We start from the raw sequence: 23,852 nt of genomic DNA, 5'->3' as shown, positions 1-23,852 counted from the left end.
GGTGTCAGATGGCACCGCTATTGCTGGTCAGGCTGGTCGATCTCAGCAGTTGTGATGCCGCCGCCATATCCCGGTGTAGCGGATGTTCCTCGTCATAGAAATCGATATGGTGCCGCAGGTGGCTACGCGCCTCCTCGGTGCCATGCCCGAAGCAACTACCCTCAATCAGGTCCAGTGCCTGGCCTGCCAGCAGGTATTCGATACCGAGCACGTGGAAGCCATTGCTCAATGCCTGGTCGAGCTTGAGCGCTGCGCTTTCTCCCAGGCTGAGGTGATCCTCCTGCAGTCCCGATGTCAGATAGTTATCCGTCACTGCTGGCTGAGCGAGACGCTTGTTGTCGGCGACCAGTGATGCGGCGCTGTACTGGGCGATCATCATCCCCGACTTCACGCCACTGGCTTCACTCAGGAAGGGCGGTAACTGGTTGGCCTGAGGGGTGACCAGGCGATAACTCCTGCGCTCCGAGATCGAGCTCCATTCACACACGGCGATGGCCAGCAGGTCGCAGGCCATGGCCACGGAAGCACCGTGAGGATTGGCCTGTGAAACGATGCGATGGCCGTCCTGTGTGGCGATAACCAGTGGGTTGTCCGTCGCCGAGTTGAGCTCGCCATCAATCTGGCGCGCGGCGTGATTGAACTGATCGCGGCAGGCGCCATGCACCTGGGGAATGGCGCGTAAACTGAGCGCATCCTGCAGATGATCAGCGTGGCACTGCTCGAGCCATTCGCTGCCTTCGATCATGTGACGCAGATGCCGGGCTGAGGTCTGGATGCCGGGTTGAGCCTTGAGACGGATGACGGCATCGTCGAAGGCATCACGCTGACCGCGTAGTGCTTCGAAGCTCATGGCGGAAATGGTATCGGCCCAATTGGCCAATTGCTCGGTATCGGCCAGCGCCAGGCAGGCCAGCCCGGTCATGGCCGGGGTACCATTGACCAGGCTCAGGCCATCCTTGGGGCCCAGCGCGGCAGGGGCGATGTTCTCTTCGGCCAGCGCTTGTTCCGCAGAGCGGCGTTGGCCTCTGTGCAGCACTTCGCCCTCACCAATCAGTGCCAGACCGATATGTGCCATATGCGAGAGGTAGCCCACAGACCCTTGAGCAGGCACCACTGGAATGATGTCGTGATTCAGGCATTCGACCAGCGCATCGACGATGTGTGGACTGATGCCCGAATGTCCCTGACTGTAGTTGGCCACCGCACAGCACATGATGGCGCGAACCTGCTCTCCGCGCAGAGCTTCGCCGACACCGCAGGCATGGCTCATCAGCGTATGGCGTGACAAGCGTGCCAGTTCGTCATTCTTGAGCACCACATGGCAGAGCGCACCCAGTCCGGTATTGATGCCGTAGTGTGGTTTGTCCGAGCGAGCGATCTTCTCGACCACCTGACGAGCAGCGGCAATACGCTCGCGAACGTCACCGGACAGCTCCAGAGGCCGGCGGTCGCGAGCGACCGCGACCACCAGCTGCCAACCGAGTGGTGCAGTGGTGATCTGCACCGCCTGGACGTCATTCATGCGCGCTTTCCTTGAAGGTTGTGAGCTTGTTTTCATCATCCAGGGCCTCTGCTTCCAGTCTCTCTGCTTCCATTCGCCCTGCACCGGAACCGATAAAGGTGCGTGCCGCCGAGATCAGGATCAGCACAAACAGGAATACCACCGCGAAGCCACCGGCTGCGGCCAGATACTTGATGCCATCCACTCCCTGGGCGCCGCCACCGAAAGCCACCATGATGTAGGCGATGATGGCGATCGACAGTCCCCACAGCACCTTCTGGCGCGTCGGTGACTCTTCGTCGGCGGAGATATTGCGGGTGCAGATGGTGGCGATGGTCGAGGACATCGAGTCCGCGGCAGTGGAGAAGGAAATGACCAGTGTGAAGATCGCCAACGGCACCAGCAGCGCTGCCAGCGGCAGATGCTGCAGGAAGCCCCATAGACCGGAGACAGCACCGTTCTCGGTGACGATACTGATCAGATCGATACTGCCATCCAGTTGCCATTTGATGGCGGCACCACCCCAGATGGCGAACCATACCAGGCCGAACAGCGACGGTAGGATCCAGTTGATGATCAGGAATTCACGCAGGGTACGGCCATAGGAGATACGCGCCAGGAACAGGCCCATCAGCGGTGCATAGGCGATCCAGATCGACCAGTCATACATGGTCCACCAGGTGACCAGCGCCTCACCACCCGCTTCCTTGGTGTCGAAGGACCACAGCAGCAGATTGTCCAGCCAGTAACCGAAACTGGTGACCGATAGGCTGAGGATGTAAGTCAACGGCCCGACCACGACCAGAATGGCGACGAAGGCATAGAAGATCCAGGCGTTGAGCGATGACAACATCCGAATGCCGCGTTTGAGCCCCGAGATGGCGGAGGTAATGAAGATCGCGGCGATGACCAGACTGATGAGCAACCAGGTGGTGGCATTGGGCACAACACCGTATTGCGCCTGGAGTCCAGAGCTGATCAACGCCAGGCCAGCGCCCAGCGATGAGGCCAGCCCCAGGGCAATTGCCAGCACTGAAATGATGTCGACCACTGCGCGCACCCCCGGTTTATGGGCATGACTGCCAAGTACCGGAGTGATCGTCGAAGAGATGGAAAATTTCTGGCGGCGATTGAAGTGCATGTAGCCGATCATCAAGCCGACGATGGAATAGATGGCGTAGGGAATGAAGCTCCAGTTATGGAAGCTTCTGGCCAGTGCGAAGATCGCTGCTTCACCGCTGCCTGCGGCGAAGTCCTGTTGCGCGATTTCGCCGTAGATATTGCCCAGATAGATGATCGGTTCGTTGACCGAGTAGGTGACGACACCCGTGGCGATACCGCCGGTCAATGCCATGGCGAAGTTGGAGGCAACGGAGAACTGCGGTTTGGCATCCTTGCCGCCGAGGCGGATGTTGCCGGCCCTGGAGAAGAAGATAAAGGTAGTGATGAGGAGCGCGGATACGGCGACCAACTGATACAGCCAGCCGAAATCCGATAGCGAGATGTAGAACAGCTGCTTGGCCACCTCGACCAGCAATTCGTTGTTGATCAGCCCGACGGCAACGGCGAGCAGGATGATAGCGAAGGACGGTAGGAACACGCTGAGTTTCAGGCTGCGCCTGCTGTTGCGTGTATCGTTTTGCGTATCCATTGTGGAGGCACTCGGCAGCTGTTGTTGATGTGGAAGTAGTGGGTGTGACGTACCGCTGGTGTCAGCGGTACCTTGTGTAGCTCACGATGCTATTGGCTACCGTCAGGATCAGAGCGTCATGGCAGCGATCCAGCCAAAGGCCACCAGCGGGATGTTGTAGTGCAGGAAGGTTGGTACCACGCTGTCCCAGATGTGGTCGTGCTGGCCGTCGGCATTGAGGCCGGCCGTTGGCCCGAGGGTCGAGTCGGACGCTGGCGAGCCGGCATCGCCGAGAGCGGCGGCGGCGCCCACCAGGGCAATGGTCGCCATGGGCGAGAAACCGAAGTTCAGCGCCATGGGAACGTAGAGCGAAGCGATAATCGGAATGGTCGAGAACGACGAGCCGATTCCCATGGTAATGAACAGCCCTACGAGCAGCATGACCAGGGCGGCCAGTCCCTTGTTGTCGCCGATTATCTCGGTGGAACTGGTGACCAGCGCCTCGACCTGGCCACTGGCCTGCATCACGCTGGCGAAGCCTGCCGCCGAGATCATGATGAAACCGACCAGAGCCATCATGCGCATGCCTTCGGTGAAGATACCGTCCTGCTCATGCCAGCGGAATACACCACTCACCGAGAGCAGAGCAAAGCCGAAGAGCCCCCCGACGACCATCGATCCGGTGAACAGTTGGACCGTGACGGTACTGACCAGGGCTGTCGCCAGTACCAGCATCTGCCAGGGCTTGAGGTGCTGGGCGGCCTGTCTGGGTGTCTCATCGCCGTGGGCCAGCTCGATGTCCTGATAATTGCGTTTGCGACGATAGCTGAACAGTAGGGCTACCACGAGGCCGATGGCCATGCCGCCGATGGGCACGATCATGGCCATCGGCACCATGCCTGGTGTCGCGTTCAGGCCATTCTCGTTGAGATTGGTCAGCAGGATGTCGTGCAGGAAGATCGAGCCGAATCCGACGGGCAGCAGCATATAGGGTGCGGTGATACCGAAGGTGATCACGCAGGCCACGGCGCGGCGATCGAGCTGCAGGTGGTTCATCAGCTTGAGCAGTGGCGGTACCAGCACCGGGATGAAGGCGATATGCACCGGAATCAGGTTCTGGGAACTCACCGCTGCGGCCAGCAGCACACCGAGCAGGGTGAAGACGATCAACTGGCGGTTGGGAATTCCGTCATCCAGCCCCAGCCTGGCGATGGCCTTGTTGGAGAGCAACTGGGTGATGCCCGAACGTGACAACGCTACGGCGAAGGCACCCAGTACGGCGTAGGAAATCGCTACCTTGGCACCGTTACCCAGGCCGTCGTTGAAGGCGGAAATGATCTCGCCTACCGGCATGCCAGCGTAGAGGCCGCCGATCAGAGCAGCGGTGATCAGCGCGAACACGACGGATACACGCATCAGGCTGAGGGTAACCATGACCAGGATGGCCAAAACGACTGCGTTCATATCTTGCCCCTTGTGAGAAGGTCGATTGTTGTTGTTGTCGCCCGGTCCCGGTTACCGGCCTCCGGCCAGACTGTAAAAGGGCGACGAGGTTGCGTCTCATGCAGGAAAGCGGCGGATGGCGCGTGGACATCGAGGAGGCGGTGTACACGCGCAGTCATCCAGCGGCTCCCCGGAAAGCCTTGATGTTGGGTTGATCGCGGCACAAGGATGTGGCGCCGATGTGGCGCCTCCGGACCAGGGACCAGGGACCAGCACTAGCCGCTGGCCCGCCCCACGCCAGCGGACGTATCCATCTGCGCCAGCGTGGGGAGGGCGGCAATCAACGCGATCTGGATGATCGGTTCGATTGCTGGATCAATACTGAGCCTGACTGGGCAACAGGTCGGCAGGTGCCAGGCGACTGAGGTGGCGTTCCGCGAGGAGTGCGCTGGCGGCTTCGATATCCGGCGCGAAGAAACGGTCCTTGTCGTAATAGGCGACACGCTCGCGCAGTACCCGGCGAGCTTTTTCCAGTGTGTCGGTGGTCCTGAGACCGTTGCGGAAATCCAGCCCCTGACAGGCGGCCAGCCATTCGATGGCGAGAATGCCGCGCACGTTGTCGGCCATTTCCCATAGCCGCTTGCCAGCAGCCGGAGCCATGGAAACATGGTCTTCCTGGTTGGCCGAGGTCGGCAGGCTGTCGACGCTATGCGGGTGCGCTAGCGCCTTGTTCTCGCTGGCGAGCCCGGCCGCTGTCACCTGCGCGATCATGAAACCCGAGTTGACGCCGCCGTGCTCCACCAGGAAGGGTGGGAGCTGGGACATGTGCTTGTCCATCATCAAGGAGATGCGTCGCTCGGTGAGCGAGCCAATCTCGGCGATGGCCAATGCCAGGTTGTCCGCAGCCATGGCGACCGGCTCGGCGTGGAAATTACCGCCGGAGATGATGTCTCCCTGTTCGGCGAACACCAGAGGGTTGTCCGAGACGGCGTTGATCTCGGCGGCCAGGACCTCGGCGGCCTGACGGATCTGGGTGAGTACGGCGCCCATTACCTGAGGCTGACAGCGCAGAGAATAGGGGTCCTGGACCTTGCCGCAATCGACATGGGAGTCGCTGATCTCGCTGCGCGCGCCGAGCAATTCCCGGTAGGCTGAGGCGGCATCGATCTGGCCACGCTGACCGCGAACTTCATGAATGCGCGCATCGAAGGGGGAGCGTGAGCTAAGGGTAGCTTCCACGGTGAGCGAGCCACAGATCGTGGCGGCGGCGAAAAGGTCCTCGGCATCGAACAGGCCCTTGAGCGCATAGGCAGTGGAGACCTGGGTGCCATTGAGCAGGGCCAGACCTTCCTTGGGTGCCAGGGACAACGGCTCGAGCCCGGCGATCTCGAGGGCTTCTGTTGCCGACAGCCATTCGCCGTTGTGGCGAGCCTTACCTTCGCCGAGCAGCACCACGCTCATGTGCGCCAGTGGAGCAAGGTCTCCGGAGGCTCCGACCGAGCCCTTGAGCGGGATATGTGGATAGACCTCGGCATTGAGCAAGGCGATCAGGGCATCCAGTACCTCACGGCGAATACCGGAGAAGCCGCGGGCCAGGCTGTTGACCTTGAGCACCATGATCAGGCGCACCAGATCGTCATCCATGGCGCTGCCGACACCGGTGGCGTGGGACAGCACCAGTGAGCGCTGCAGGTCCTCGAGCTTGTCCTTTTCGATACGAGTCTGGGCCAACAGGCCGAATCCGGTGTTGATGCCGTAGACGGTGCGGTCCTCTTCGACGACACGATTGACGCAGTCGACGCTGGCGCTGATCCTGGCATCGGCGCTCGTCGGCAGGCTGACCTGCAGGGGGGCTTCGAAGACCCGGCGCGCTTGTGCCAGGCTCATCTTGCCGGGGTGTATCTCGAAATGGTTCATGGGGAATTCCTTATCTCGCCGGGCCGGAGCTTGCCGGTGGCAGGCACTACGCGAAGGCGCTGTGAGCCCATCCCTGGGCGCTACCGATGCCATCCAAGGCATCGAATCTTCGCTTCGACCTGCCACCGACGCTCCGCGTGCCAGCGAGAAGCATGGCTGTGGATGTAGAAGGTTTTACTTATCGACCATTGGCAGGTCGAGGCCATTCTCCCGGGCGCACTCCCTGGCGATGTCATAGCCGGCATCGGCATGGCGCATGACGCCAGTCGCCGGGTCATTGCGCAGTACACGGCCCAGACGAGCATGGGCGTCGTCGCTGCCATCGGCCACGATCACCACCCCGGCATGCTGTGAGAAGCCCATGCCGACGCCGCCGCCGTGATGCAGCGATACCCAGGTGGCACCACCGGCGGTGTTGAGCAGCGCATTGAGCAGCGGCCAGTCGGAGACCGCATCCGAGCCATCCTGCATGGCTTCTGTCTCGCGGTTGGGACTGGCCACCGAGCCGGAATCGAGGTGGTCACGACCAATGACGATGGGCGCCTTGAGCTCACCATTCTTGACCATCTCGTTGAAGGCCTGGCCGAGGCGAGCGCGATCCTTGAGGCCGACCCAGCAGATACGTGCCGGCAGGCCCTGGAAAGCAATACGCTCACGAGCCATGTCGAGCCAGTTGTGCAGGTGAGGATCGTCGGGGATCAGTTCCTTGACCTTCTGATCGGTCTTGTAGATATCCTCGGGATCGCCGGACAACGCCACCCAACGGAACGGGCCGACCCCCTGACAGAACAACGGACGAATATAGGCGGGCACGAAGCCGGGGAAATCGAAGGCATTGTGGACACCTTCTTCCTGAGCCATCTGACGGATGTTGTTGCCGTAATCGAAGGTCGGCACGCCCATCTTCTGGAACTCGAGCATGGCGCTGACGTGTACCGCCATCGACTGTTTGGCCGCCTTGACGGTCGCTTCCGGCTCGCTCTTGCCACGCTCCACGTACTCGTCCCAGCTCCAGCCGGCCGGCAGATAACCATGCAGCGGATCGTGGGCGCTGGTCTGATCGGTGACCATGTCCGGTTTGATGCCGCGCTTGACCAGTTCAGGCAGCACGTCGGCGGCATTGGCACACAGGCCGATGGAGATTGCCTTGCCCTCGGCGGTATAGCGCTGGATACGCTCGAGAGCGTCATCCAGATCGCTGGCCTGTTCATCGAGGTAACGGGTACGCAGGCGGAAATCGATGCTGGTCTGCTGGCATTCGATATTCAGTGAGCAGGCTCCGGCCAGGGTTGCGGCCAGCGGCTGGGCACCGCCCATGCCACCGAGTCCAGCGGTCAGAATCCAGCGTCCCTTGAGATCGCCATCGAAATGCTGGCGCCCGGCCTCGACGAAGGTTTCGTAGGTGCCCTGAACGATGCCCTGGGAGCCGATGTAGATCCACGAACCAGCGGTCATCTGGCCGTACATCATCAAGCCCTTGCGGTCGAGTTCGTTGAAGTGCTCCCAGTTGGCCCAGGCGGGGACCAGGTTGGAGTTGGCGATCAGCACGCGCGGAGCATCCCTGTGGGTTTCGAATACACCCACTGGCTTGCCGGACTGGATCAGCAGTGACTGGTTGTCTTCCAGACGACGCAGGGTTTCGACGATTCTGTCGAAGCATTCCCAGTCGCGCGCGGCACGACCGATGCCGCCATAGACCACCAGGTCTTCGGGACGCTCGGCAACATCCGGGTGCAGGTTATTCATCAGCATGCGCAGCGGTGCTTCGGTCAACCAGCTCTTGCAGGACAGCTCTGTACCGGTGGGGGCAGAAATACGGCGGCTGGAGTCGTGGCGCTTATCGTGTTGAGTTTTCAATGACTGCTCTTGGGAAGACATTTGCTGTGGGTCCTCGTAAGGGGGATGACGAATCGGGTTGTTAATGGAGAGCCAGGTCGGCGCGATCAGCCGTTGACGGTCAGCAGGTGGATGAGGCGCGCTGCCAGCCTGGCGGTGCGGTTGTCCTGGTCGAACTCGGGGTTGAGTTCAGCGATGTCGGCCAGCCGCAGCTTGCCGCTATCGCGAATGATCTCGATCAGTGGCTCCAACTGCGCGAGAGACACGCCGCGTGCCGCTGGAGCACTGACGCCGGGTGCTTCGGCGGCGGGGAACACATCGAGATCAATGGTCAGATAGAGGTGGTCGCAGCGTGAGATGAAGCGCCCCAGCTCGCGAGCCACGGCTTCGCAGCGTGGGGGCGTGAAATCACGATCCTCGTGCACCAGCACACCGAGTGACTCGGCGCGCTGGAACAGTGCGCGAGTGTTGGCCGCACGGCTGACACCCAGGCAGGCGTAGCGGAAGGGCCAGCCGCGTTGCTCGCAACTGTCTGCGATCTGCGCAAAGGGCGTGCCTGAGGAATGCCCCTGGCTCGGATCGCGTAAATCGAAATGGGCGTCGAGGTTGATGATGCCAATGCGGGGTCTTGTCTCTCGGTCGGCAAGGTGGCGCGCCAACCCCGACCAACTGGCGAATGCCACTTCATGGCCACCGCCCATCACCAGCGGCTTGTGGCCCGCATTGAGCAGTTCCGCAAGGCGAGTAGCCAGCTCATGCTGGGCATCTTCCAGTGCATCGCCCTGACAGCGCACATCACCGGCATCGTGGGCCGGGCCGTGACGATGCCAGGCCAATGGGGCGAGGGCGCGCCGAATGACAGCCGGACCACCGGCGGCACCGATGCGGCCCTTGTTGCGAGCCACGCCGGCATCACAGGCGAAGCCGATCAATGCCACACCGGGCTTGGCGTCCGCGGCAAGGGCACGCACACGCTGGTGCCAGCGATCACTATCGGGTTCAGGGTCGGTGCGTCCCTGCCACAGGGACATATCAATGGTCCTCGGGGATTGGCGTTGACTCATGAGTTCACGTCTCCCTTGAAGAGGCGTTGGCGCAGGCGACCCGGTTGCACGGCATAGGCCAGCTCGGCAGGCGTGGTGATATCCCATACGCAGAGGTCGGCGGGGGCGCCCTCATACAGGCGGCCGACTTCCTTCATACCCAATGCACTGGCGGCGTGTGCGGTCATGCCGGAAAGTGCCTCGCGCGGAGTGAGCTGGAACAGCGTGCAGGCGAGGTTGAGCATCAGTGTCGGCATGAACAGTGGTGAGCTGCCGGGATTGGCATCGGTTGCCACAGCCATTGGCACGCCAGCTGCACGTAGCTCGGCAATCGGTGGTTTCTGCGTCTCGCGCAGGGTCAGGAAAGCGCCAGGTAGAATCACCGCAACGCTACCGGACTTGCGCATGGCATTGATGCCGTGCTGATCGAGATACTCGATATGGTCGGCGGACAGTGCGCCGAGCTCCGCCGCCATGGCCGTACCGCCGAGGTTCGACAATTGTTCGGCATGGGCCTTGATCGGCAGGCCGTGCTTGATGGCGGCATGGAAGACGCGTTCGCACTGCGCCACTGAAAAGGCAATCTTCTCGCAGAATACGTCCACCGCATCGGCCAACCCCTCGGCGGCGGCACGCGGAATCATCTCGTCACATACCAGGTCGATGTAGCCATCGCTGTCATCGCGGTATTCCGGCGGTAAGGCATGAGCGCCGAGCAACGTCGTTACGACCCGCACCGGGAGATCGGCGCCGAGGCGACGTGCCACACGCAGCATCTTGAGTTCATTATCGACATCGAGACCATAGCCGGACTTGATCTCGACACAGGTCACGCCATCGGCCATCAAGGCTTCGAGGCGAGGCCGTGCCGCGGCGTAGAGCTCGTCTTCACGGGCCTCGCGAGTGGCGTTGACGGTACTGAGAATGCCGCCACCACGGCGGGCGATCTCTTCATAGCTGACGCCTTCCAGTCGTGCCTCGTACTCATCGGCACGGCTGCCACCGAACACCAGGTGGGTATGGCAGTCGACCAGGCCTGGCGTCATCACTCCGCCACTGCCCATATCGTGATACTGATCGAGGTCCGAAGTATCGAAACGGGACATGGGCGTCAGTTGACGGATGTGTCCGTCGCTGACTACGACTGCCATGGACTCTGGCAGTGTCTCGAGGCCGTCGAAGACGGTCATGTCACGCCATACCAACGATGTGGAAGGTGTTGTGGTCTCGGAAGACATCAGTCTGTGCTCCGGGGATCGAGAGTGAAACCTAAATGTATATACAAATAAGCTAGCGCAGGATGGACGCGTTGTCATCCCCGGAGGAACATTTGGCATACTAGAGAATTTCAGCGGATAGAATTTGTTATCCAATTGAAATTAAAGTATTTGTTCATTGTTTTCGAAAGAATATCAAGTTGAGAAAACGCTGGTTATAGACCAAAGTTGTAGCGGTTTTCCCTTCGTGATGAGTATGGATGTGGCATATTTATGTATATACAAATACTGTGGCCAGGCAGCATCAATGGGCCATGACAATCACAACTGCCATCCCATGGGAGGCAATTCATGCACTCTTCCTCCGAAACCTCGGCGTCTCCTTCCGTCGCGACTATTCTCAAACTTCTGATTCCCAGTGTGCTGGGCATCCTGATCTTCTTCGTCCCCATCACCCTCGGTGGCAAGACCACCATTCCACTGGATCACATGGTCGGCGCGGTGCGTGGTCTGTTGGGAGAGGCCAGCGGCTTCTATGCGCTGGCCTTGATCGTGGCTGGCGCGCTCTATCCGTTGATCAGCGGACGTTGGCGTGACAGCACCACTGAACGGGTCTTTCTGGTGTTCAAGGTGCTTGGGGTGGCGGCTGCGCTGATGGCGCTGACGGGCTGGGGGCCTGCTGCTCTGCATGAGCCGGATATGCTGCCGTTCCTGTTCGGCAAACTGGTGATTCCGGTGGGGCTGATCGTGCCCATCGGTGCGATCTTTCTGGCATTGCTGATCAGCTTTGGTTTACTGGAATTGATCGGCGTGCTGGTGCAACCGGTGATGCGACCCATCTGGCGTACTCCGGGACGTAGCGCGATCGATGCAGTGGCATCCTTCGTCGGCAGTTACTCGATTGGTCTGTTGATCACCAACCGAGTCTATGTGGCGGGACAGTATTCGGCGCGAGAGGCCGCGGTGATTGCCACCGGGTTCTCGACGGTTTCGGCGACGTTCATGATCATCGTCGCACGCACGCTGGATCTGATGCCGGTATGGAACCTGTATTTCTGGCTGACGCTATTGATCACCTTCCTGGTCACCGCGATTACCGTGCGCTTGCCGCCGATCTCGAGGATCGATGACAGCGCCACTGATCAGGAGCCCGTAGCGGATTCCGGCAAGCGCCTGCAGACGGCCTGGCGAGTGGGGGTCAAGGCAGCGGAAGAGGCGCCCAGCCTCGTCGCTAGTGTATGGCTGAATTTCCGCGAAGGTCTGGTGATGGCGATCAGTATTCTGCCAACCATCATGTCGGTGGGCCTGATCGGGCTACTCATCGCCAAATACACACCGTTGTTCGACTGGCTTGGCTGGTTGTTCTATCCCTTCGTCGCCATCTGGGGCCTGGATGATCCCGCCAGTCTGGCGCAGGCGGCGGCATCGGGTCTTGCCGAGATGTTCCTGCCGGCGTTGTTGATGGCCGATGCCGAGTTTGTGGCGCGCTTTGCCGCCGGAGTGGTGTCGGTCTCGGCGATATTGTTCTTCTCCGCCTCGATCCCCTGCATCATGGCGACGCGGATTCCCTTGTCGATCGGGCGCATCCTGGTCATCTGGTTCCTGCGTGTTGCCTTGTCACTATTGCTGGCAGTGCCGGCCGGGTATCTGGTGCAGGCGCTGATGTAGCCGTCTGACTCTTCAACGCTGTTTTTCTCTGGACTATCTGCGCACCGGTGCAGGTAGTTCAGGCATTTGCCTGGCGAGGCGCGGTGTAAATCGACGAACGTGCTCAAACGTAAGATGCTCGGAGCGCAGACTCGAAGTGGAGAGAACATCCTTCAGGATGGCCGCCGGGTAGCTACCATGGTGGCGATAAACGTAGCGATTCAGCCGTAGAGGCATTCAAGCAGTGCTTGCCTGGCTTTAGCGTTCAGTATGTAGTGATGAACGCAGCTTGTAGCGATCTCCGGGATGCACGAGGCGTGCATAACTGATCAACCTGTCGCCGGACCAGGTGCGGCGTATCAGGCGCAGGCAGGGTTGGCCACTGCGGATGTCGAGATGGTCGGCAATGAAATCATCGGCGGCAACGGCCTCGACGACATGTTCGACATCGCTGATCGGGCAGGCCGCGACCAGTACTTCGTTGGGAGTCTGGACAGCGAAGTCGGTATCCAGGTAGTGAGGCACCTGACGAGGATCGACATAACGATCTTCCAGTTGGATCGGCACTCCGTTCTCGCGGTGGACGATCAGCGTATGGAAGACGCTGGTGCCGAGACGTACGCCCATGCGCATCGACACCTCATCATCGGCCTTGCGGGCCTCGGCGATCAGCACCTCACTGGTGTAATCGTGGCCGCGCGCCTTCACTTCCTCGGCAATATTGTGGACTTCTACCAGTGACGACTCCGCCTTGCTATCTGTGACAAAGGTGCCAACACCCGGGTGGCGAGACAGGTAGCCTTGCTGAACCAGGTCGCGAATCGCCTTGTTGGCGGTCATGCGGCTGACGCCAAACTCTTCCGCCAGGCGTTCCTCGGGGGGAATCTGATATCCCGGCGCCCAGTCGCCATTGTGGATCTTTTCCAGCAGGTGCTGCTGAATCTGTAGATAGCGGGGAAGGGTGCTGCCCATGAGTGTCGAGGTATCCGTTCCAATGGAGATTGATAGTCTACGCGTTGCATCAGCTGCCGACATCCCAACCATCAGCAGCAACTCAAGACATCAGCCCTGTCGGTGCTGTCGAAACTGCTCCAACTTCAGAGGATGACTGCGGCCCAGCCAGATCACTCCCTGAGTATGGTCGAAAAGGTCATCATCGGTGCCGAGGTGGACGAAGATATCCAGATCACCACGATGAATCGCTAGCCAGGGCACAATGTCGCCGAAACTCTGTGGCGCAAAGGACAGTTGGCAACTCCAGCATGGATGCGGCCCTACCGGTTGCCGATGGAAGCGACCGACGCGAACCTCGAAGCGTTCTGCACACTCTGCGGCCAGCCGATGGGCCTGCTCGAGACTCTGTTCGTCGTGGTAATAGAGATGGGCGTGGTAATAGCGAATGGTGCGGACGTTGGACATGGCTCGACTCATGCGCGGGAGGTTGCGTTCCAGTATGCACATCTCGTTGGTTCGACGATATATCGTTCCGGCGGAGAAGAGCCTGGGTTTGCCTGGAGTGCCCGACATGACAACGGCGGCCCCAGGGCCGCCGTTGGTTTTCATGGTCTGATAAAGACCTTGTCGTTTACATCGTGGCGCTTTCCGGCGGCTCACCGATGCTGCCAGGCATGGCCGGAGCCGGAGTGCCATCCGCGCGAGTAAGGGCGAGGAACTGCAGATGACGCTCGTACTCGCCGAGCACATCATCAATCACCTGACCGCGGCTATAGCCATTGAGGTTCTGCCCCAGACTACCTTCTGCCAGATGCACATCGAGGCGTAGGTAGTAGTCATCATCCACCGGCAGGAAGCTCGGAGTACGCATGCGGTGCGGGCGCACCTGGTAGACGAAGCTCTGCACTTCCTCGAAGTCCACCTGTAGCGTCAGACGTGGCAGCGGTTCGTCGTCGATCTGCTCCTCGCTCAGAGAAGCGGTCTGTCCACGTTGTCTCAGCTCTTCAGCGAACTGTTGCAGGGCTGGACGCAGGGCATGTTCGATGGTGGCTGAGGCGCCCGCTCGATTGGAGGTGTCCAATGCATGGTCGAGACGCTCCTTCCAGTTTCCGGCATCCCCGGTTGCTGCGACCAGACGGCGCGCGTCGGCCTTGTCTTTCTCGGTGCGCAGGGCTCGTGTCAGGCCGAACATGATCGCGAACATCACCAGTGAGAATGGCAGGGCGGTGATGACGACGGCACTCTGCAGTGCGCTCAGTCCGCCAGCCATCAGGAGCGCAATGGTGGTAAGACCGATCACCGCAGACCACAGGATGCGCAGCGGAATGGGTGCATCGTGGTTTACGTCGCTCAGGATCGAGGTGAAGTTGGCCAGTACCAGTGCACCGGAGTCTGCCGAAGTGACGAAGAACACTACGCCCAGCAGGGTCACCACCGAAGCGGTGATACCGATGTAGGGATATTGTTCGAGGAAGGTATAGATCGTGGTCTGCGGCGTATTCAGAGCCTGTTCGCCCAGCTCGGTCAGGCCACTGGTTACCATGTCGATACCGGAATTACCGAAGATCGACATCCACGCCATCATGAAGGCGAGCGGAATCAGCAGTGCGCCCATGGCGAACTGACGAATCGTGCGCCCACGAGAGATACGTGCGAGGAACAGGCCGACAAAGGGCGTCCAGGCAATCCACCAACCCCAGAAGAAAATGGTCCACCAGCCTTTCCACTGCTGGGCCTCATCCCCGGCGAAGGCATAGGTGTCAAAGCTCTTGAACAGAAAGCCGGACAGGTAGTCGCCGATATTCAGGACCAGGCCGTTGAGCAGTGTCAGGGTATGGCCCTGGAAGAGCACAAACACCAGCAGGCAGGCGGCAAGCAGCATGTTGAACTCGGACAGACGGCGAATGCCTTTCTCCACGCCGGTGACGACCGAGATGGTGGCCAGAATCACTACCAGCACGATCAGGATCACCTGAGTCGAGATGCTCTCCGAAATGCCGAACATGAAGTTCAGCCCGTAATTGAGCTGAATAACGCCGATACCGAGGCTGGTGGCGATACCGAACACCGTTGAGATTACCGCGGTGATATCCACCGCATTCCCGATCGGTCCGTAGATACGACGTCCCAGCAGCGGGTAGAGCGCGCTGCGAATCGCCAGCGGCAGGCGATGACGGTAGCTGAAGTAGGCCAGCGCCATGCCCATCAGTACATACATCCCCCAGCCGGTCAGTCCCCAGTGCAGGAACGTCTGTGGCACTGCCTGGCGTAGGGCCGCATGGCTTTCTGGAGCCAGATCCGGCGGTGCCAGGTAGTGCGAAAGAGGCTCGGCAACACAGAAGAACAGCAGGTCGATACCGATACCGGCAGCGAACAGCATGGATGCCCAGGATAGGGTAGAGAACTCAGGGCGAGAATCATCCGGGCCGAGACGTATGTTGCCGACCCGGGACAGACTGATCACCACGACAAACACCAGGTAGGCCACTGCCGCAAGCATGTAGTACCAACCAAAGGTCTCGTTGACCCAGGACAGGCCAGCACTGAAGAACGCTCCGGCCTGTTCGGTAAACGTCATGGTGTAAATGAGAAAGACCACGATACCGATCATTGAACCGTGGAACACGATCGGATGCAGGCGATCGCGGGGTGTTGCAGCATCATCGAGATGGGGCATGCACGAACTCCCTTGAATGAGTGAAGTGAGTACGCGAGTCGCCAGGCAGTGATCCGTGCTGTGCCGCAGTGACCATTGCCATCAATCCAGCCGTGCTGGCGCTGTGGTTGCTGATACTTACCTGTCCACTACCAGATGATGATCCGGCGGGTGAGTGCTGTCCCTGTCATTGCGCACTGCACAGCGATTGGGCGTTTCTCGTCGTGACTCGGCTCGACCCTTGCGACGGGTCTCGTGCTGTTTCGTCGGGGGACTCAACAGCGTTTTTTGTTAATTGGACGTTCAATAAAATACAGAGTCGTTCGAGAGGTTGCAAGGTGAGTCACAAACGCAGCTTCAACCACAGGCTGCGAAATGAGGTGGAGGGAGTGAACTGAATGGGGCGCCAGAGGAGCGGGGAGCGTTGACTGGTGAGAGTTGAGAGGAAATGAAAATGCCCGGCAAAGCCGGGCATGTATTACCACTGACGGGAAAGGAAGGGTCAGGAGGAAGGATCTGCCTCATTCATGTCATGATCGCCGCCGAAGCGTGGACCACGTGGCATCAAGGCGTGGGTAAGTTCCTGAATCTGCTCTTCGCTCAATACCTCGGCCAGGGAGTCATGGGTATTGGTGTGTAGCTCTTTCCAGGCTTGGTGACGGTCTTCATCGCTATCGAATTGCTGGTCGGCCAATGACTTCATGTTACTGCGGAAGTCTTCGCGGGTCTGCTGAAGGCTGGCGCGGTCCTCGTCGGAGAGCTGCCACTCGTCCATCAGGGTGGTGATACGCTCTTCGCGGATATCGTGGATGGCCTGCTTGAGGGCCGCGATACCGTCCTCGCCGAGAATGTCCTGGCGCTGTTGCGCATAGTCGGCGCTGAGTTCTTCCAACGCTTGCTGGTATTCGGTACGGGCCTGGTCGAGTTGCTCGCGCTGATCGACATCGATATCGGCACGATCAAACAGTTCGGTACGCTTTTCCTGCCAGGAACCGTGGTGCTGCGGGTGGTCGCCGGCCACTGCGCTCAGAGACATCGGCAGCAGCATGGCGCTCACAACAGCAGGGATCAGTGCTTTACGGGTAAAGGGAAATTTCATTGGCTATCTCCTTCAGCAATCGCGACTGAGAGCCGCGCGGGGCTGACTTGCCCCTGATGCCATCCAGTATCCGTCTCAGCTGTGCAAACCCCATGCAGCGAATGTGCAGAAAGACAACAAGTTGGCTGCGATGGGGTATGGAAGGTCATGTTCCAGAAGGACAGATGATCCGGGGCAAGCCGAATCAGGCGCGATGCGAATGGTGGCCATGGTGACCACCGTCGCGGCCCGGCATCATGGTATGACGCAGTTCCTTGATCTGCTCTTCACTCAGCACTTCGACCAATGCGGCATGAGTACTGGTGCGCAATTCGTCCCATGCCTGGCGGCGAGCTTCACGGCTCTCGAAATCGCGGGCACGCAGCGCCTGTACGCTGTCGTGGAAACCCTCGCGTGTTTGCTGGAGTTTAGCTCGGTCATCGTCAGACAGCTGCCACTCGTCCATCAGCGCGGTTACCCGCTCTTCTCGCAGTTCGTCTCCGGCCTGCTTGAGTGCCGCCATGCCGTCTTCGCCGAGGATCTGCTGGCGTTGCTCGCGGTAATCGGTATTGACCTGCTTGATGGCATCGTGATGGCTGATTTCGGCCTGGTGCAGTGCTTCACGAGTGGCGTCGTCGATGCCTGCGCGATCGAACAACTCATCGCGTTGTTCATGGTGTGGGCCAGCGTGGTTGGATGCGTGATCTTCCATTGCGGCCTTCTCGCCAGCCAGCGCGCCCATTGATACCGGCAGCAGAACAGCGGTCAGGATGGTGGGGATCAGTGCCTTGCGGGTGAATGATGTCGTCATTCATGTCTCCTTCGTTATTGGTGCACCAGTGAGTGGTGCTTTCATTTGACGCATTCCACTATCGGCTGGTGTCGTGCAAACCCTATGCAGCGAATGTGCAGAGACCTCGCAAGTCACGGCGATCCATGCGACTGAAATTCTGTTCAATAAACCAACTGCGTGGTGCCTCACACTCCTGATTCCCTGATGAATGGAGTGACCCCATGTCTGCGAGTGTGCTGCTGTCGATGTCGTCCTTTGCCCTGGTTGCGTCGATCTCTCCCGGGCCGGTCAACCTGTTGGTGTTGTCCACTGGCGTTCGCTTTGGTTGGCGGAGTGCCATGCCGTTGGTGGTTGGGGCCAGCAGTGGATTTACCCTGTTGCTGTGGTTGATCGGCATGGGCTTGAGTGAGGTCTGGCAGGTATTGCCCTGGCTGCGCACTCTGGTCCGAATGGCAGGGGTGGTCTTTCTGCTGTGGTTGGCCGTGCGGTTGCTGACGGCGTCGGCAGAGTTGGAGATAGATAGTAGCGTGCGACCCTCCGGTGCGCTGACCGGAGCCTTGATGCAGTGGTTGAATCCCAAAGCCTGGTTGGCATCGGCAGCAGGCATGGGCATGTTCGTGGATGCCGGTAGCACGTTTGGTGTCACGGGCTATGCGCTGCTGTGGGGGATGATCTGCCTGGCGTCGATCAGCGTCTGGGCGCTGGTCGGCGGGCATATGAGTCGCTGGCTGAGATCGGCACCACAGCAGCTGTGGATGAATCGCGTTCTGGCGATATTGCTGATGATGAGTGCGGTGTTGCTGGGTCTGGCATAGCAGGCAGTTTCAGGGGCGCAAGCGACGTCCCTGGTAGTGTGCGGGTGTGGTGGCAAGCAGCCGTTTGAAGGTGCGTTGCAAGTGGGCCTGATCAGCAAAACCGCAGTCCTGGGCGACATCGGCAATTGCCAGTCCGCGACGCAGGCGTTGGCGAGCCTGGCGCACGCGTAGATCAACCAGCGCGGCATGAGGCGTCAGGCCGTAGTGATGGCGAAAGGCGGCGATCAAACTGGTGGGACCGCAGTCGGCGACGTGACACAGCTCCTGAAGGCTCAGATCGCGTTGCCACTCACTGGCCATGAACTCCATGACTCTCTCGAGGCGCTCGGGAGGTACGTCGGGTAATGGGAGAGGGTGGAGACTATCGTGCAACAGACCGCAGAGGGTCTCGGCGTGACTCTCGCATTCGAGTCGAGTGACGGACGGAGAATCCAGCGCATCGGCCAGCTTCACCAGTGCGCTGTGCAGGCGAGGATCGGCACTGGTTCCAGCGCTGAACATTGGTATATCGATGTTGGCAGCACCTGTGGCGGCGGAACAGCGCTCCGCCAGCCAATGGCTGTCGAGATAGATCATATCGTATGACCAGGCGGCATCCGACCGGCTGTTGCAGGCGTGGCGATCCTCGACATTGATGATGACGGTGTCACCACGTCCAACGTCGGTACTGTGTGTGCCGTTGCGATACTCGGAATGTCCCGAGAGGATGGCACCAAAGGAATGGCAGTCGTGGCTATGCATGCCATGACTGAAGGCATTGCCAGCCCTCACGCGACGAATTTCAAGCCAGGGCAGGCGTGGATCGCGCAGAAACCTCGATGCAGGGTGGTGGGGCTGGCTATGGGCCATGCGGGCCTCGCGGGGCTATCTTGTGAGCCTATTCTTCCGGCTGGTACTTGTAGCCTACACCATAGACCGAGCGGATGATTTCGCGCTCTGGCCAGATATCCGCGATCTTCTTGCGCAGCTTCTTGATATGGCTATCGACGGTACGCTCCGAGACGATACGATGGTCACGATACATATGATCCATGAGTTGCTCGCGGGCAAAGATGCGTCCCGGTGACTGCATCATCACCTTGAGCAGTTGAAACTCCACTGCGGTAAGGCCCAGATCCTGGCCATCGGCGAGGGCGCGCCAACCATTTTCATCGAGTAGCAGATCATGCCCCGGAATGCTGTTGTCCTGAGCCTGGCTGCGACGCAGTACGGCCTTGGCTCTGGCCACGACCTCTCGGGGGCTGAATGGCTTGCAGATATAGTCGTCGGCACCCAGTTCCAGACCCAACAGGCGGTCGACTTCCTCGACCCGGGCGGTCAGCATGATGATCGCAATACGTGGCCAGCGCTGACGAATCTCGCGGCACAGCGTCAGGCCGTCGGTGCCGGGCAGCATCAGATCAAGCAGCACCAGCTGTGGCCGCTGTTCGGTTTCGCTCAACCAGGTAATGACCTGGTCACCATTGTCGATATGGTGTGTCGGGTAGCCGCTGCCATTCAGGTAGTCGGCAACCAGCCGAGCAATCTTGGGCTCGTCTTCGACGATCAGAATCTGGTCGCTGGCGTTGGGCACATCGGTCATTGCTCTTCCTCAAGCTGCAGGTGCGCGGGTAGCGCAGGGAAACGCAGCGTCCAGCATATCCCACCCAGTGCCGATTGGGTGGGCTGCATGTCGGCATCGTGAGCGCGAGCCAGGGCGGTGGCAATCGACAGCCCCAGGCCACTACCACCGCTGGCGCGGCTGCGTGAACCTTCGACACGATACAGGCGTTCGGTAAGGCGCGGCAATTCGGAGACCGGCACGCCTGGGGCGCTGTCCTCCAGGCGTAGAACCCAGTCTGTGGCACTGCGAGTCAAACTGACTTTGACCTTGCCCGGTGCCTGGGTATAAGCGCAGGTGTTGTCGAGCAGGTTATTCCATAACTGGCGCAGGCGTTGCATATCACCGCGTATCCAGGCTGGGCCCTGCAGATCGTATTCAAGTTGTAGACCATGGTCATCCAACCAGCCACGGGCTTCCTCGAGTCGTGTCGCCAGACTGTCGCTCAGGTCCAGCGGCGCGAGTTGTACCTCGAGGGCCCCGGCGTCGCTCTGCGACAGCAGGCGCAAGTCGCCCACCAGACGCTCCAGTTGGCCTACCTCCTGAGCCAGGGAGTGCAGGTTGTCCTGATTCAGAGAGCGAATACCATCCTGCATGGCCTCGATCTCACCACGAAGCACCGCCAGGGGTGTACGCAGCTCATGGGCAATATCCGATACCCAACGTGTACGAGCTTCGCGACTGGTCTCCAGGGTTTCGGCCAGTACATTGAAGTCATGTGACAAGCTGGACAGTTCGTCGCGGCCGCGTTCGGGAAGACGCGTGCTGTAGTCGCCTTCGGTCAGGCGGCGCGTGGCCATGGCCATGCCGCGTGCACGTCGCCCCAGCCACCAGGAAAGGGCAGTCGCCAGCAATAGTGACGCCAGGGCGAGAGCGCCCACGATGATCGTCAGATTGCGTCGCTGCTGGTTCAGAAACAATCGATCCATGCGCGCCATCAGTTGTTCCGGAGGTCGATAACCGAGCTTTCCGACCTGGACGCCCTCACTCATGACGGGTAGCCAGCGCAGCTCAGCGGCCATGTCGTCATCGTTGGGAGGCAGGCCGATCACCGGCAGGCCATTGGCATCGTGAAGTACGAAGTCGCGGGGATCACCAAGATTGCCTTCGATACTGAGAGGGGGCAGGTTGTCGGTCGGCCACAGCTGACGGCGCACCAGGTGGTGCCAGGCACGTGGTGATTGGCGTAGCCATTGCCAATCCTGACGCCGAGACCAGGCTTCACCGAGGCCTTCGGCCAGCGTTTCGGCGCGCTGGGTCTGGGCGTGGTCGAGATATTCGATAAAGCCTTGATCAAGACTGCGCGAAATCGCTACAAATACCAGCCCGGCGATGGCTACGTTGACCACCAGAATAATGGCGAAGAGCTTGAGACCAAGCCGGGAAAAGGCAGGCTGCAGCAGACGTTTCGCAGACATGAAAGGGGAGACTCCACAATAGGTCGTTCAATCGACGCCGGGTAGAGCCGGCCCGCTTCGAGGTGCATTACGAGGGGAATCGCCCACTGCGTCGAATTCATGCCCTCAGAATGCCATCTCTGTGTGGTGAAAAGCGGCAGAAATGGTGAAATCTTTGTGCAGGTGTCGCAAGGGGCCGGTTCAGGGGCAGGTTTCACCAATCAACAGATTGGTCTGCAGCAGGCGGTCATGGGGCGTGTCGAGCCCCAGGACCATACGCGCTGCCATGCGTCCCTTCTCGATACTGTCCTGACGTACTGTCGTCAGGCGTGGTGCACGGTACTGCCCCTCCTCAATGCCGTCGAACCCCGTCAGTCGAAGGTCCTCGGGGACTCGAATTCCGCGCTGTTCTGCGAGAGTCAGGGCAGTCAGGGCAATGCGGTCGGACATGCACAGCAGCAGGTCGGGACGTTGCTCCGCTGGCAGGTCGAGAATCTCTTCGATGACCGGGGCGCAGACCGCATGGATGTTCTCCTCGATGTTCCACAGTGGGATGTCATCGCGACTCAGTCCGTATTCTTCCAGGGCCCGGAAATAGCCGTCGAGACGCGAACGGGTAATGGTGCTCTGGACACTGAGCCATTCATGCTCTGCAGTGAGGCGACCATTGACCGTGGTAGTGGCCAGGCGCAGGCAGATAATACCGACCCTTTTCGGCGCCTGATGCAGGGCATGACGAGTTATCGCGAAAGAGGCTGGTTCATTGTCGATATGCACGGTGGGCTGGCCGTTGATATGAAAGTCTACCGCCACCAGCGGGCGGTGAGAGGGCAATTCACCGATCAGACTGTCGCCAGGCATCAAGCCGTAGACGATGAAGCCATCCGCCATGCTGGACGATGCGGGCATTTGACGGACGGCCGGCTGGCGTCCGGCTGACAGCAGCAACAGGGTATGACCGTGGGCATCAAGCACCTCGGTGATGCCGGTCAACAGTTCGCTGGATACCGCGTCATTGAGGCTGTAGGTCAAGGTCTCGGCCAACACCACAGCAATGATCTGGGAGCGTCCGGTACGCAGCGTACGCGCACGTGCATCAGGGCCATGGTACCCCATGCGGCGGGCTTCACTGAGAATATGCTGGCGTAGCTCTCGGGAAAGCTGGTCAGGGCGATTGAACGCGTTGGAGACACTTGCCGTGGAAACGCCTAGTTCGCGAGCGAGGTCCTTGAGCGTGATACGCCGGTTGGATGGAGTCACAGCAGTAATCCGTTCGGGGATGAGGTCAGCATACGGATTGCGTGTCGGCCTGTCAGTATCCCCCCAGACCTCGATGCGAGACCGGAGGCTGGGGGCTCAAGGCCGATCACAGTGATAGCAGAAACAGGATCAGTGGTGGTGACAGCAATGACAGCAGGAAACCACTGACTACAGCAATCGGCACACAGGATACACCGCCATGCTGCTGGATGACGGGTAGGGTAAAGTCCATGGAGGTGGCACCACCGTAACCTATGGCGAGTGGAGCCATTCGCCGGATCAACAGTGGAATCAGCACGAAGGCCAACAGTTCACGTGTCAGGTCATTGAAGAAGGCGACGCCTCCCAGCAGCGGTCCGAGGTGGTCACCAATCAAGATGCCGGACAGCGAGTACCAACCGAAACCGGCGGCCATGGCCAGGCCTTCGTTCCAGTGCAGGTCCAGTAGTGGGGCTGCGATCAGGCCACCCAACAGCGAGCTCAAGGCAAGGGTGACCGCAATGAACAGCCCGTAGCGGTTGAGTAGAATCTGTTTGAGCGGCATGCCCGAGTTGCGCAGTTGGCAGCCGATCAGAGCCAGCAGCAGGTACAGCACCCATTCGGCCAGGTGTTCGGCGCTGACAAACAGGCTTTCACCGATGAAGTTTGCTGTTACCAGACCCAGAGCCAGGCCCGCGAAGACGACGCCTACCAGCGACAACGATCCCGCGAGCGCGGCAAACTTGCTGGTCGGAGCATTACGCACGATATGCGGTGTGCCGAGGTCCAGGCGTAGACGCCGTGATAGCCAACTCAATGCCGCCAGATTGCAAAGGGTAATGACCGTGAACAGCATCAGCGCCTGACCACCCATGCGTGATAACTGCGTAGCAAGGTCAGGAAGCCCCGCTAGAGACATGCCCATCAACATCAGAATGATGTAGATGGAAAGGTTGACGCCGCGATTTATCCAGCCCATGACTCGGCTGTTGTGCACTGGTACCAGATAACCGAGCACGAGCGGCAGTAGCACGATCAGAAGACCGCTGAACATGGGGGAGCATCCTTTCTCGACCACAGAAGCGA

The 23,852-nt window shown here is 60.0% G+C and carries 19 protein-coding genes; 2 read left to right on the top strand and 17 right to left on the bottom strand.

The window, feature by feature from the left end; all coding sequences use genetic code 11:
* Positions 1-4: 4 nt before the first annotated feature.
* The 7 genes from AR456_RS15215 to hutI all read right to left on the bottom strand — a co-directional run bounded on the left by AR456_RS15215 (position 5) and on the right by hutI (position 10,608).
* Entirely contained in the window at positions 5-1,522 is a 1,518-nt protein-coding gene (locus tag AR456_RS15215) for an HAL/PAL/TAL family ammonia-lyase (RefSeq protein ID WP_021818491.1), read from the bottom strand.
* Complete coding sequence (locus AR456_RS15210; RefSeq protein WP_021818492.1) at positions 1,515-3,152, bottom strand: BCCT family transporter; 1,638 nt, start codon at positions 3,150-3,152, stop codon at positions 1,515-1,517. Before AR456_RS15210 ends, AR456_RS15215 begins: the two co-directional genes overlap by 8 nt.
* Before the next feature lie 108 nt (positions 3,153-3,260).
* Positions 3,261-4,595, bottom strand: a complete 1,335-nt coding sequence (locus AR456_RS15205) for a Na+/H+ antiporter family protein (protein ID WP_021818493.1) — start codon at positions 4,593-4,595, stop codon at positions 3,261-3,263.
* Between the two features lie 354 nt (positions 4,596-4,949).
* The gene (hutH, locus tag AR456_RS15200) at positions 4,950-6,491 is read right to left on the bottom strand and encodes a histidine ammonia-lyase (RefSeq protein ID WP_021818494.1); all 1,542 of its coding nucleotides are present in this window, start codon (positions 6,489-6,491) and stop codon (positions 4,950-4,952) included.
* A gap of 174 nt (positions 6,492-6,665) precedes the next feature.
* Positions 6,666-8,369 carry a urocanate hydratase gene (gene hutU / locus AR456_RS15195; RefSeq protein ID WP_021818495.1) on the bottom strand — a complete coding sequence of 568 codons (1,704 nt, stop codon included), beginning with the start codon at positions 8,367-8,369 and terminating at the stop codon, positions 6,666-6,668.
* 65 nt (positions 8,370-8,434) lie between these two features.
* Positions 8,435-9,358 (bottom strand): formimidoylglutamase, encoded by a 924-nt coding sequence (gene hutG, locus AR456_RS15190; protein WP_021818496.1) that lies wholly within the window; start codon positions 9,356-9,358, stop codon positions 8,435-8,437.
* A gap of 29 nt (positions 9,359-9,387) precedes the next feature.
* Complete coding sequence (gene hutI / locus AR456_RS15185; protein WP_021818497.1) at positions 9,388-10,608, bottom strand: imidazolonepropionase; 1,221 nt, start codon at positions 10,606-10,608, stop codon at positions 9,388-9,390.
* 330 nt (positions 10,609-10,938) lie between these two features.
* Here hutI and AR456_RS15180 point away from each other — a divergent pair, with 330 nt between their 5' ends.
* On the top strand, positions 10,939-12,255 hold the full coding sequence (locus tag AR456_RS15180) for a YjiH family protein (RefSeq protein ID WP_021818498.1): 1,317 nt from the start codon (positions 10,939-10,941) through the stop codon (positions 12,253-12,255).
* Positions 12,256-12,492: 237 nt separating this feature from the next.
* On the opposite strand, the gene hutC is transcribed toward AR456_RS15180, so the two are convergent.
* The 5 genes from hutC to AR456_RS15155 form a co-directional block, all read right to left on the bottom strand.
* Entirely contained in the window at positions 12,493-13,206 is a 714-nt protein-coding gene (gene hutC, locus AR456_RS15175; RefSeq protein ID WP_021818499.1) for a histidine utilization repressor, read from the bottom strand.
* A 90-nt stretch (positions 13,207-13,296) separates the two neighbouring features.
* Positions 13,297-13,653 carry a DOPA 4,5-dioxygenase family protein gene (locus AR456_RS15170; RefSeq protein WP_021818500.1) on the bottom strand — a complete coding sequence of 119 codons (357 nt, stop codon included), beginning with the start codon at positions 13,651-13,653 and terminating at the stop codon, positions 13,297-13,299.
* 166 nt (positions 13,654-13,819) lie between these two features.
* The gene (betT, locus tag AR456_RS15165; protein WP_021818501.1) at positions 13,820-15,865 is read right to left on the bottom strand and encodes a choline BCCT transporter BetT; all 2,046 of its coding nucleotides are present in this window, start codon (positions 15,863-15,865) and stop codon (positions 13,820-13,822) included.
* Between the two features lie 481 nt (positions 15,866-16,346).
* The gene (locus tag AR456_RS15160; RefSeq protein ID WP_021818502.1) at positions 16,347-16,943 is read right to left on the bottom strand and encodes a hypothetical protein; all 597 of its coding nucleotides are present in this window, start codon (positions 16,941-16,943) and stop codon (positions 16,347-16,349) included.
* A gap of 184 nt (positions 16,944-17,127) precedes the next feature.
* Entirely contained in the window at positions 17,128-17,733 is a 606-nt protein-coding gene (locus tag AR456_RS15155) for a hypothetical protein (protein ID WP_021818503.1), read from the bottom strand.
* A 203-nt stretch (positions 17,734-17,936) separates the two neighbouring features.
* Here AR456_RS15155 and AR456_RS15150 point away from each other — a divergent pair, with 203 nt between their 5' ends.
* Positions 17,937-18,530: a LysE family translocator gene (locus AR456_RS15150; protein ID WP_021818504.1), complete on the top strand. Its 594-nt coding sequence runs from the start codon at positions 17,937-17,939 to the stop codon at positions 18,528-18,530.
* Between the two features lie 9 nt (positions 18,531-18,539).
* Here the strand turns inward: AR456_RS15150 and AR456_RS15145 are convergent, their stop codons facing one another.
* From AR456_RS15145 to AR456_RS15125, 5 genes are all read right to left on the bottom strand, one after another.
* Complete coding sequence (locus AR456_RS15145; protein ID WP_021818505.1) at positions 18,540-19,379, bottom strand: AraC family transcriptional regulator; 840 nt, start codon at positions 19,377-19,379, stop codon at positions 18,540-18,542.
* A 28-nt stretch (positions 19,380-19,407) separates the two neighbouring features.
* The gene (locus tag AR456_RS15140; protein ID WP_021818506.1) at positions 19,408-20,112 is read right to left on the bottom strand and encodes a response regulator; all 705 of its coding nucleotides are present in this window, start codon (positions 20,110-20,112) and stop codon (positions 19,408-19,410) included.
* Positions 20,109-21,548 (bottom strand): ATP-binding protein, encoded by a 1,440-nt coding sequence (locus tag AR456_RS15135; protein WP_021818507.1) that lies wholly within the window; start codon positions 21,546-21,548, stop codon positions 20,109-20,111. The genes AR456_RS15140 and AR456_RS15135 overlap by 4 nt, the downstream gene beginning before the upstream one ends.
* Positions 21,549-21,728: 180 nt before the next feature.
* Entirely contained in the window at positions 21,729-22,787 is a 1,059-nt protein-coding gene (locus AR456_RS15130) for a LacI family DNA-binding transcriptional regulator (RefSeq protein WP_021818508.1), read from the bottom strand.
* A 106-nt stretch (positions 22,788-22,893) separates the two neighbouring features.
* Positions 22,894-23,820 carry a LysO family transporter gene (locus AR456_RS15125; RefSeq protein ID WP_021818509.1) on the bottom strand — a complete coding sequence of 309 codons (927 nt, stop codon included), beginning with the start codon at positions 23,818-23,820 and terminating at the stop codon, positions 22,894-22,896.
* Positions 23,821-23,852 lie beyond the last annotated feature (32 nt).

This window comes from Halomonas huangheensis, from assembly GCF_001431725.1.
GTDB classification, from domain to species: domain Bacteria; phylum Pseudomonadota; class Gammaproteobacteria; order Pseudomonadales; family Halomonadaceae; genus Halomonas; species Halomonas huangheensis.
The sequence above is the reverse complement of the archived record's forward strand: the minus strand, read 5'-3'. Positions and strand labels throughout refer to the sequence as shown.

What these genes read in the sequence shown, in the direction of transcription:
- AR456_RS15215 (WP_021818491.1), bottom strand. Translation starts at nt 1,522, where the DNA reads ATGAATGACGTCCAGGCGGTGCAGATCACCACTGCACCACTCGGTTGG.
- AR456_RS15210 (WP_021818492.1), bottom strand. Translation starts at nt 3,152, where the DNA reads ATGGATACGCAAAACGATACACGCAACAGCAGGCGCAGCCTGAAACTC.
- AR456_RS15205 (WP_021818493.1), bottom strand. Translation starts at nt 4,595, where the DNA reads ATGAACGCAGTCGTTTTGGCCATCCTGGTCATGGTTACCCTCAGCCTG.
- hutH (WP_021818494.1), bottom strand. Translation starts at nt 6,491, where the DNA reads ATGAACCATTTCGAGATACACCCCGGCAAGATGAGCCTGGCACAAGCG.
- hutU (WP_021818495.1), bottom strand. Translation starts at nt 8,369, where the DNA reads ATGTCTTCCCAAGAGCAGTCATTGAAAACTCAACACGATAAGCGCCAC.
- hutG (WP_021818496.1), bottom strand. Translation starts at nt 9,358, where the DNA reads ATGTCCCTGTGGCAGGGACGCACCGACCCTGAACCCGATAGTGATCGC.
- hutI (WP_021818497.1), bottom strand. Translation starts at nt 10,608, where the DNA reads ATGTCTTCCGAGACCACAACACCTTCCACATCGTTGGTATGGCGTGAC.
- AR456_RS15180 (WP_021818498.1), top strand. Translation starts at nt 10,939, where the DNA reads ATGCACTCTTCCTCCGAAACCTCGGCGTCTCCTTCCGTCGCGACTATT.
- hutC (WP_021818499.1), bottom strand. Translation starts at nt 13,206, where the DNA reads ATGGGCAGCACCCTTCCCCGCTATCTACAGATTCAGCAGCACCTGCTG.
- AR456_RS15170 (WP_021818500.1), bottom strand. Translation starts at nt 13,653, where the DNA reads ATGTCCAACGTCCGCACCATTCGCTATTACCACGCCCATCTCTATTAC.
- betT (WP_021818501.1), bottom strand. Translation starts at nt 15,865, where the DNA reads ATGCCCCATCTCGATGATGCTGCAACACCCCGCGATCGCCTGCATCCG.
- AR456_RS15160 (WP_021818502.1), bottom strand. Translation starts at nt 16,943, where the DNA reads ATGAAATTTCCCTTTACCCGTAAAGCACTGATCCCTGCTGTTGTGAGC.
- AR456_RS15155 (WP_021818503.1), bottom strand. Translation starts at nt 17,733, where the DNA reads ATGACGACATCATTCACCCGCAAGGCACTGATCCCCACCATCCTGACC.
- AR456_RS15150 (WP_021818504.1), top strand. Translation starts at nt 17,937, where the DNA reads ATGTCTGCGAGTGTGCTGCTGTCGATGTCGTCCTTTGCCCTGGTTGCG.
- AR456_RS15145 (WP_021818505.1), bottom strand. Translation starts at nt 19,379, where the DNA reads ATGGCCCATAGCCAGCCCCACCACCCTGCATCGAGGTTTCTGCGCGAT.
- AR456_RS15140 (WP_021818506.1), bottom strand. Translation starts at nt 20,112, where the DNA reads ATGACCGATGTGCCCAACGCCAGCGACCAGATTCTGATCGTCGAAGAC.
- AR456_RS15135 (WP_021818507.1), bottom strand. Translation starts at nt 21,548, where the DNA reads ATGTCTGCGAAACGTCTGCTGCAGCCTGCCTTTTCCCGGCTTGGTCTC.
- AR456_RS15125 (WP_021818509.1), bottom strand. Translation starts at nt 23,820, where the DNA reads ATGTTCAGCGGTCTTCTGATCGTGCTACTGCCGCTCGTGCTCGGTTAT.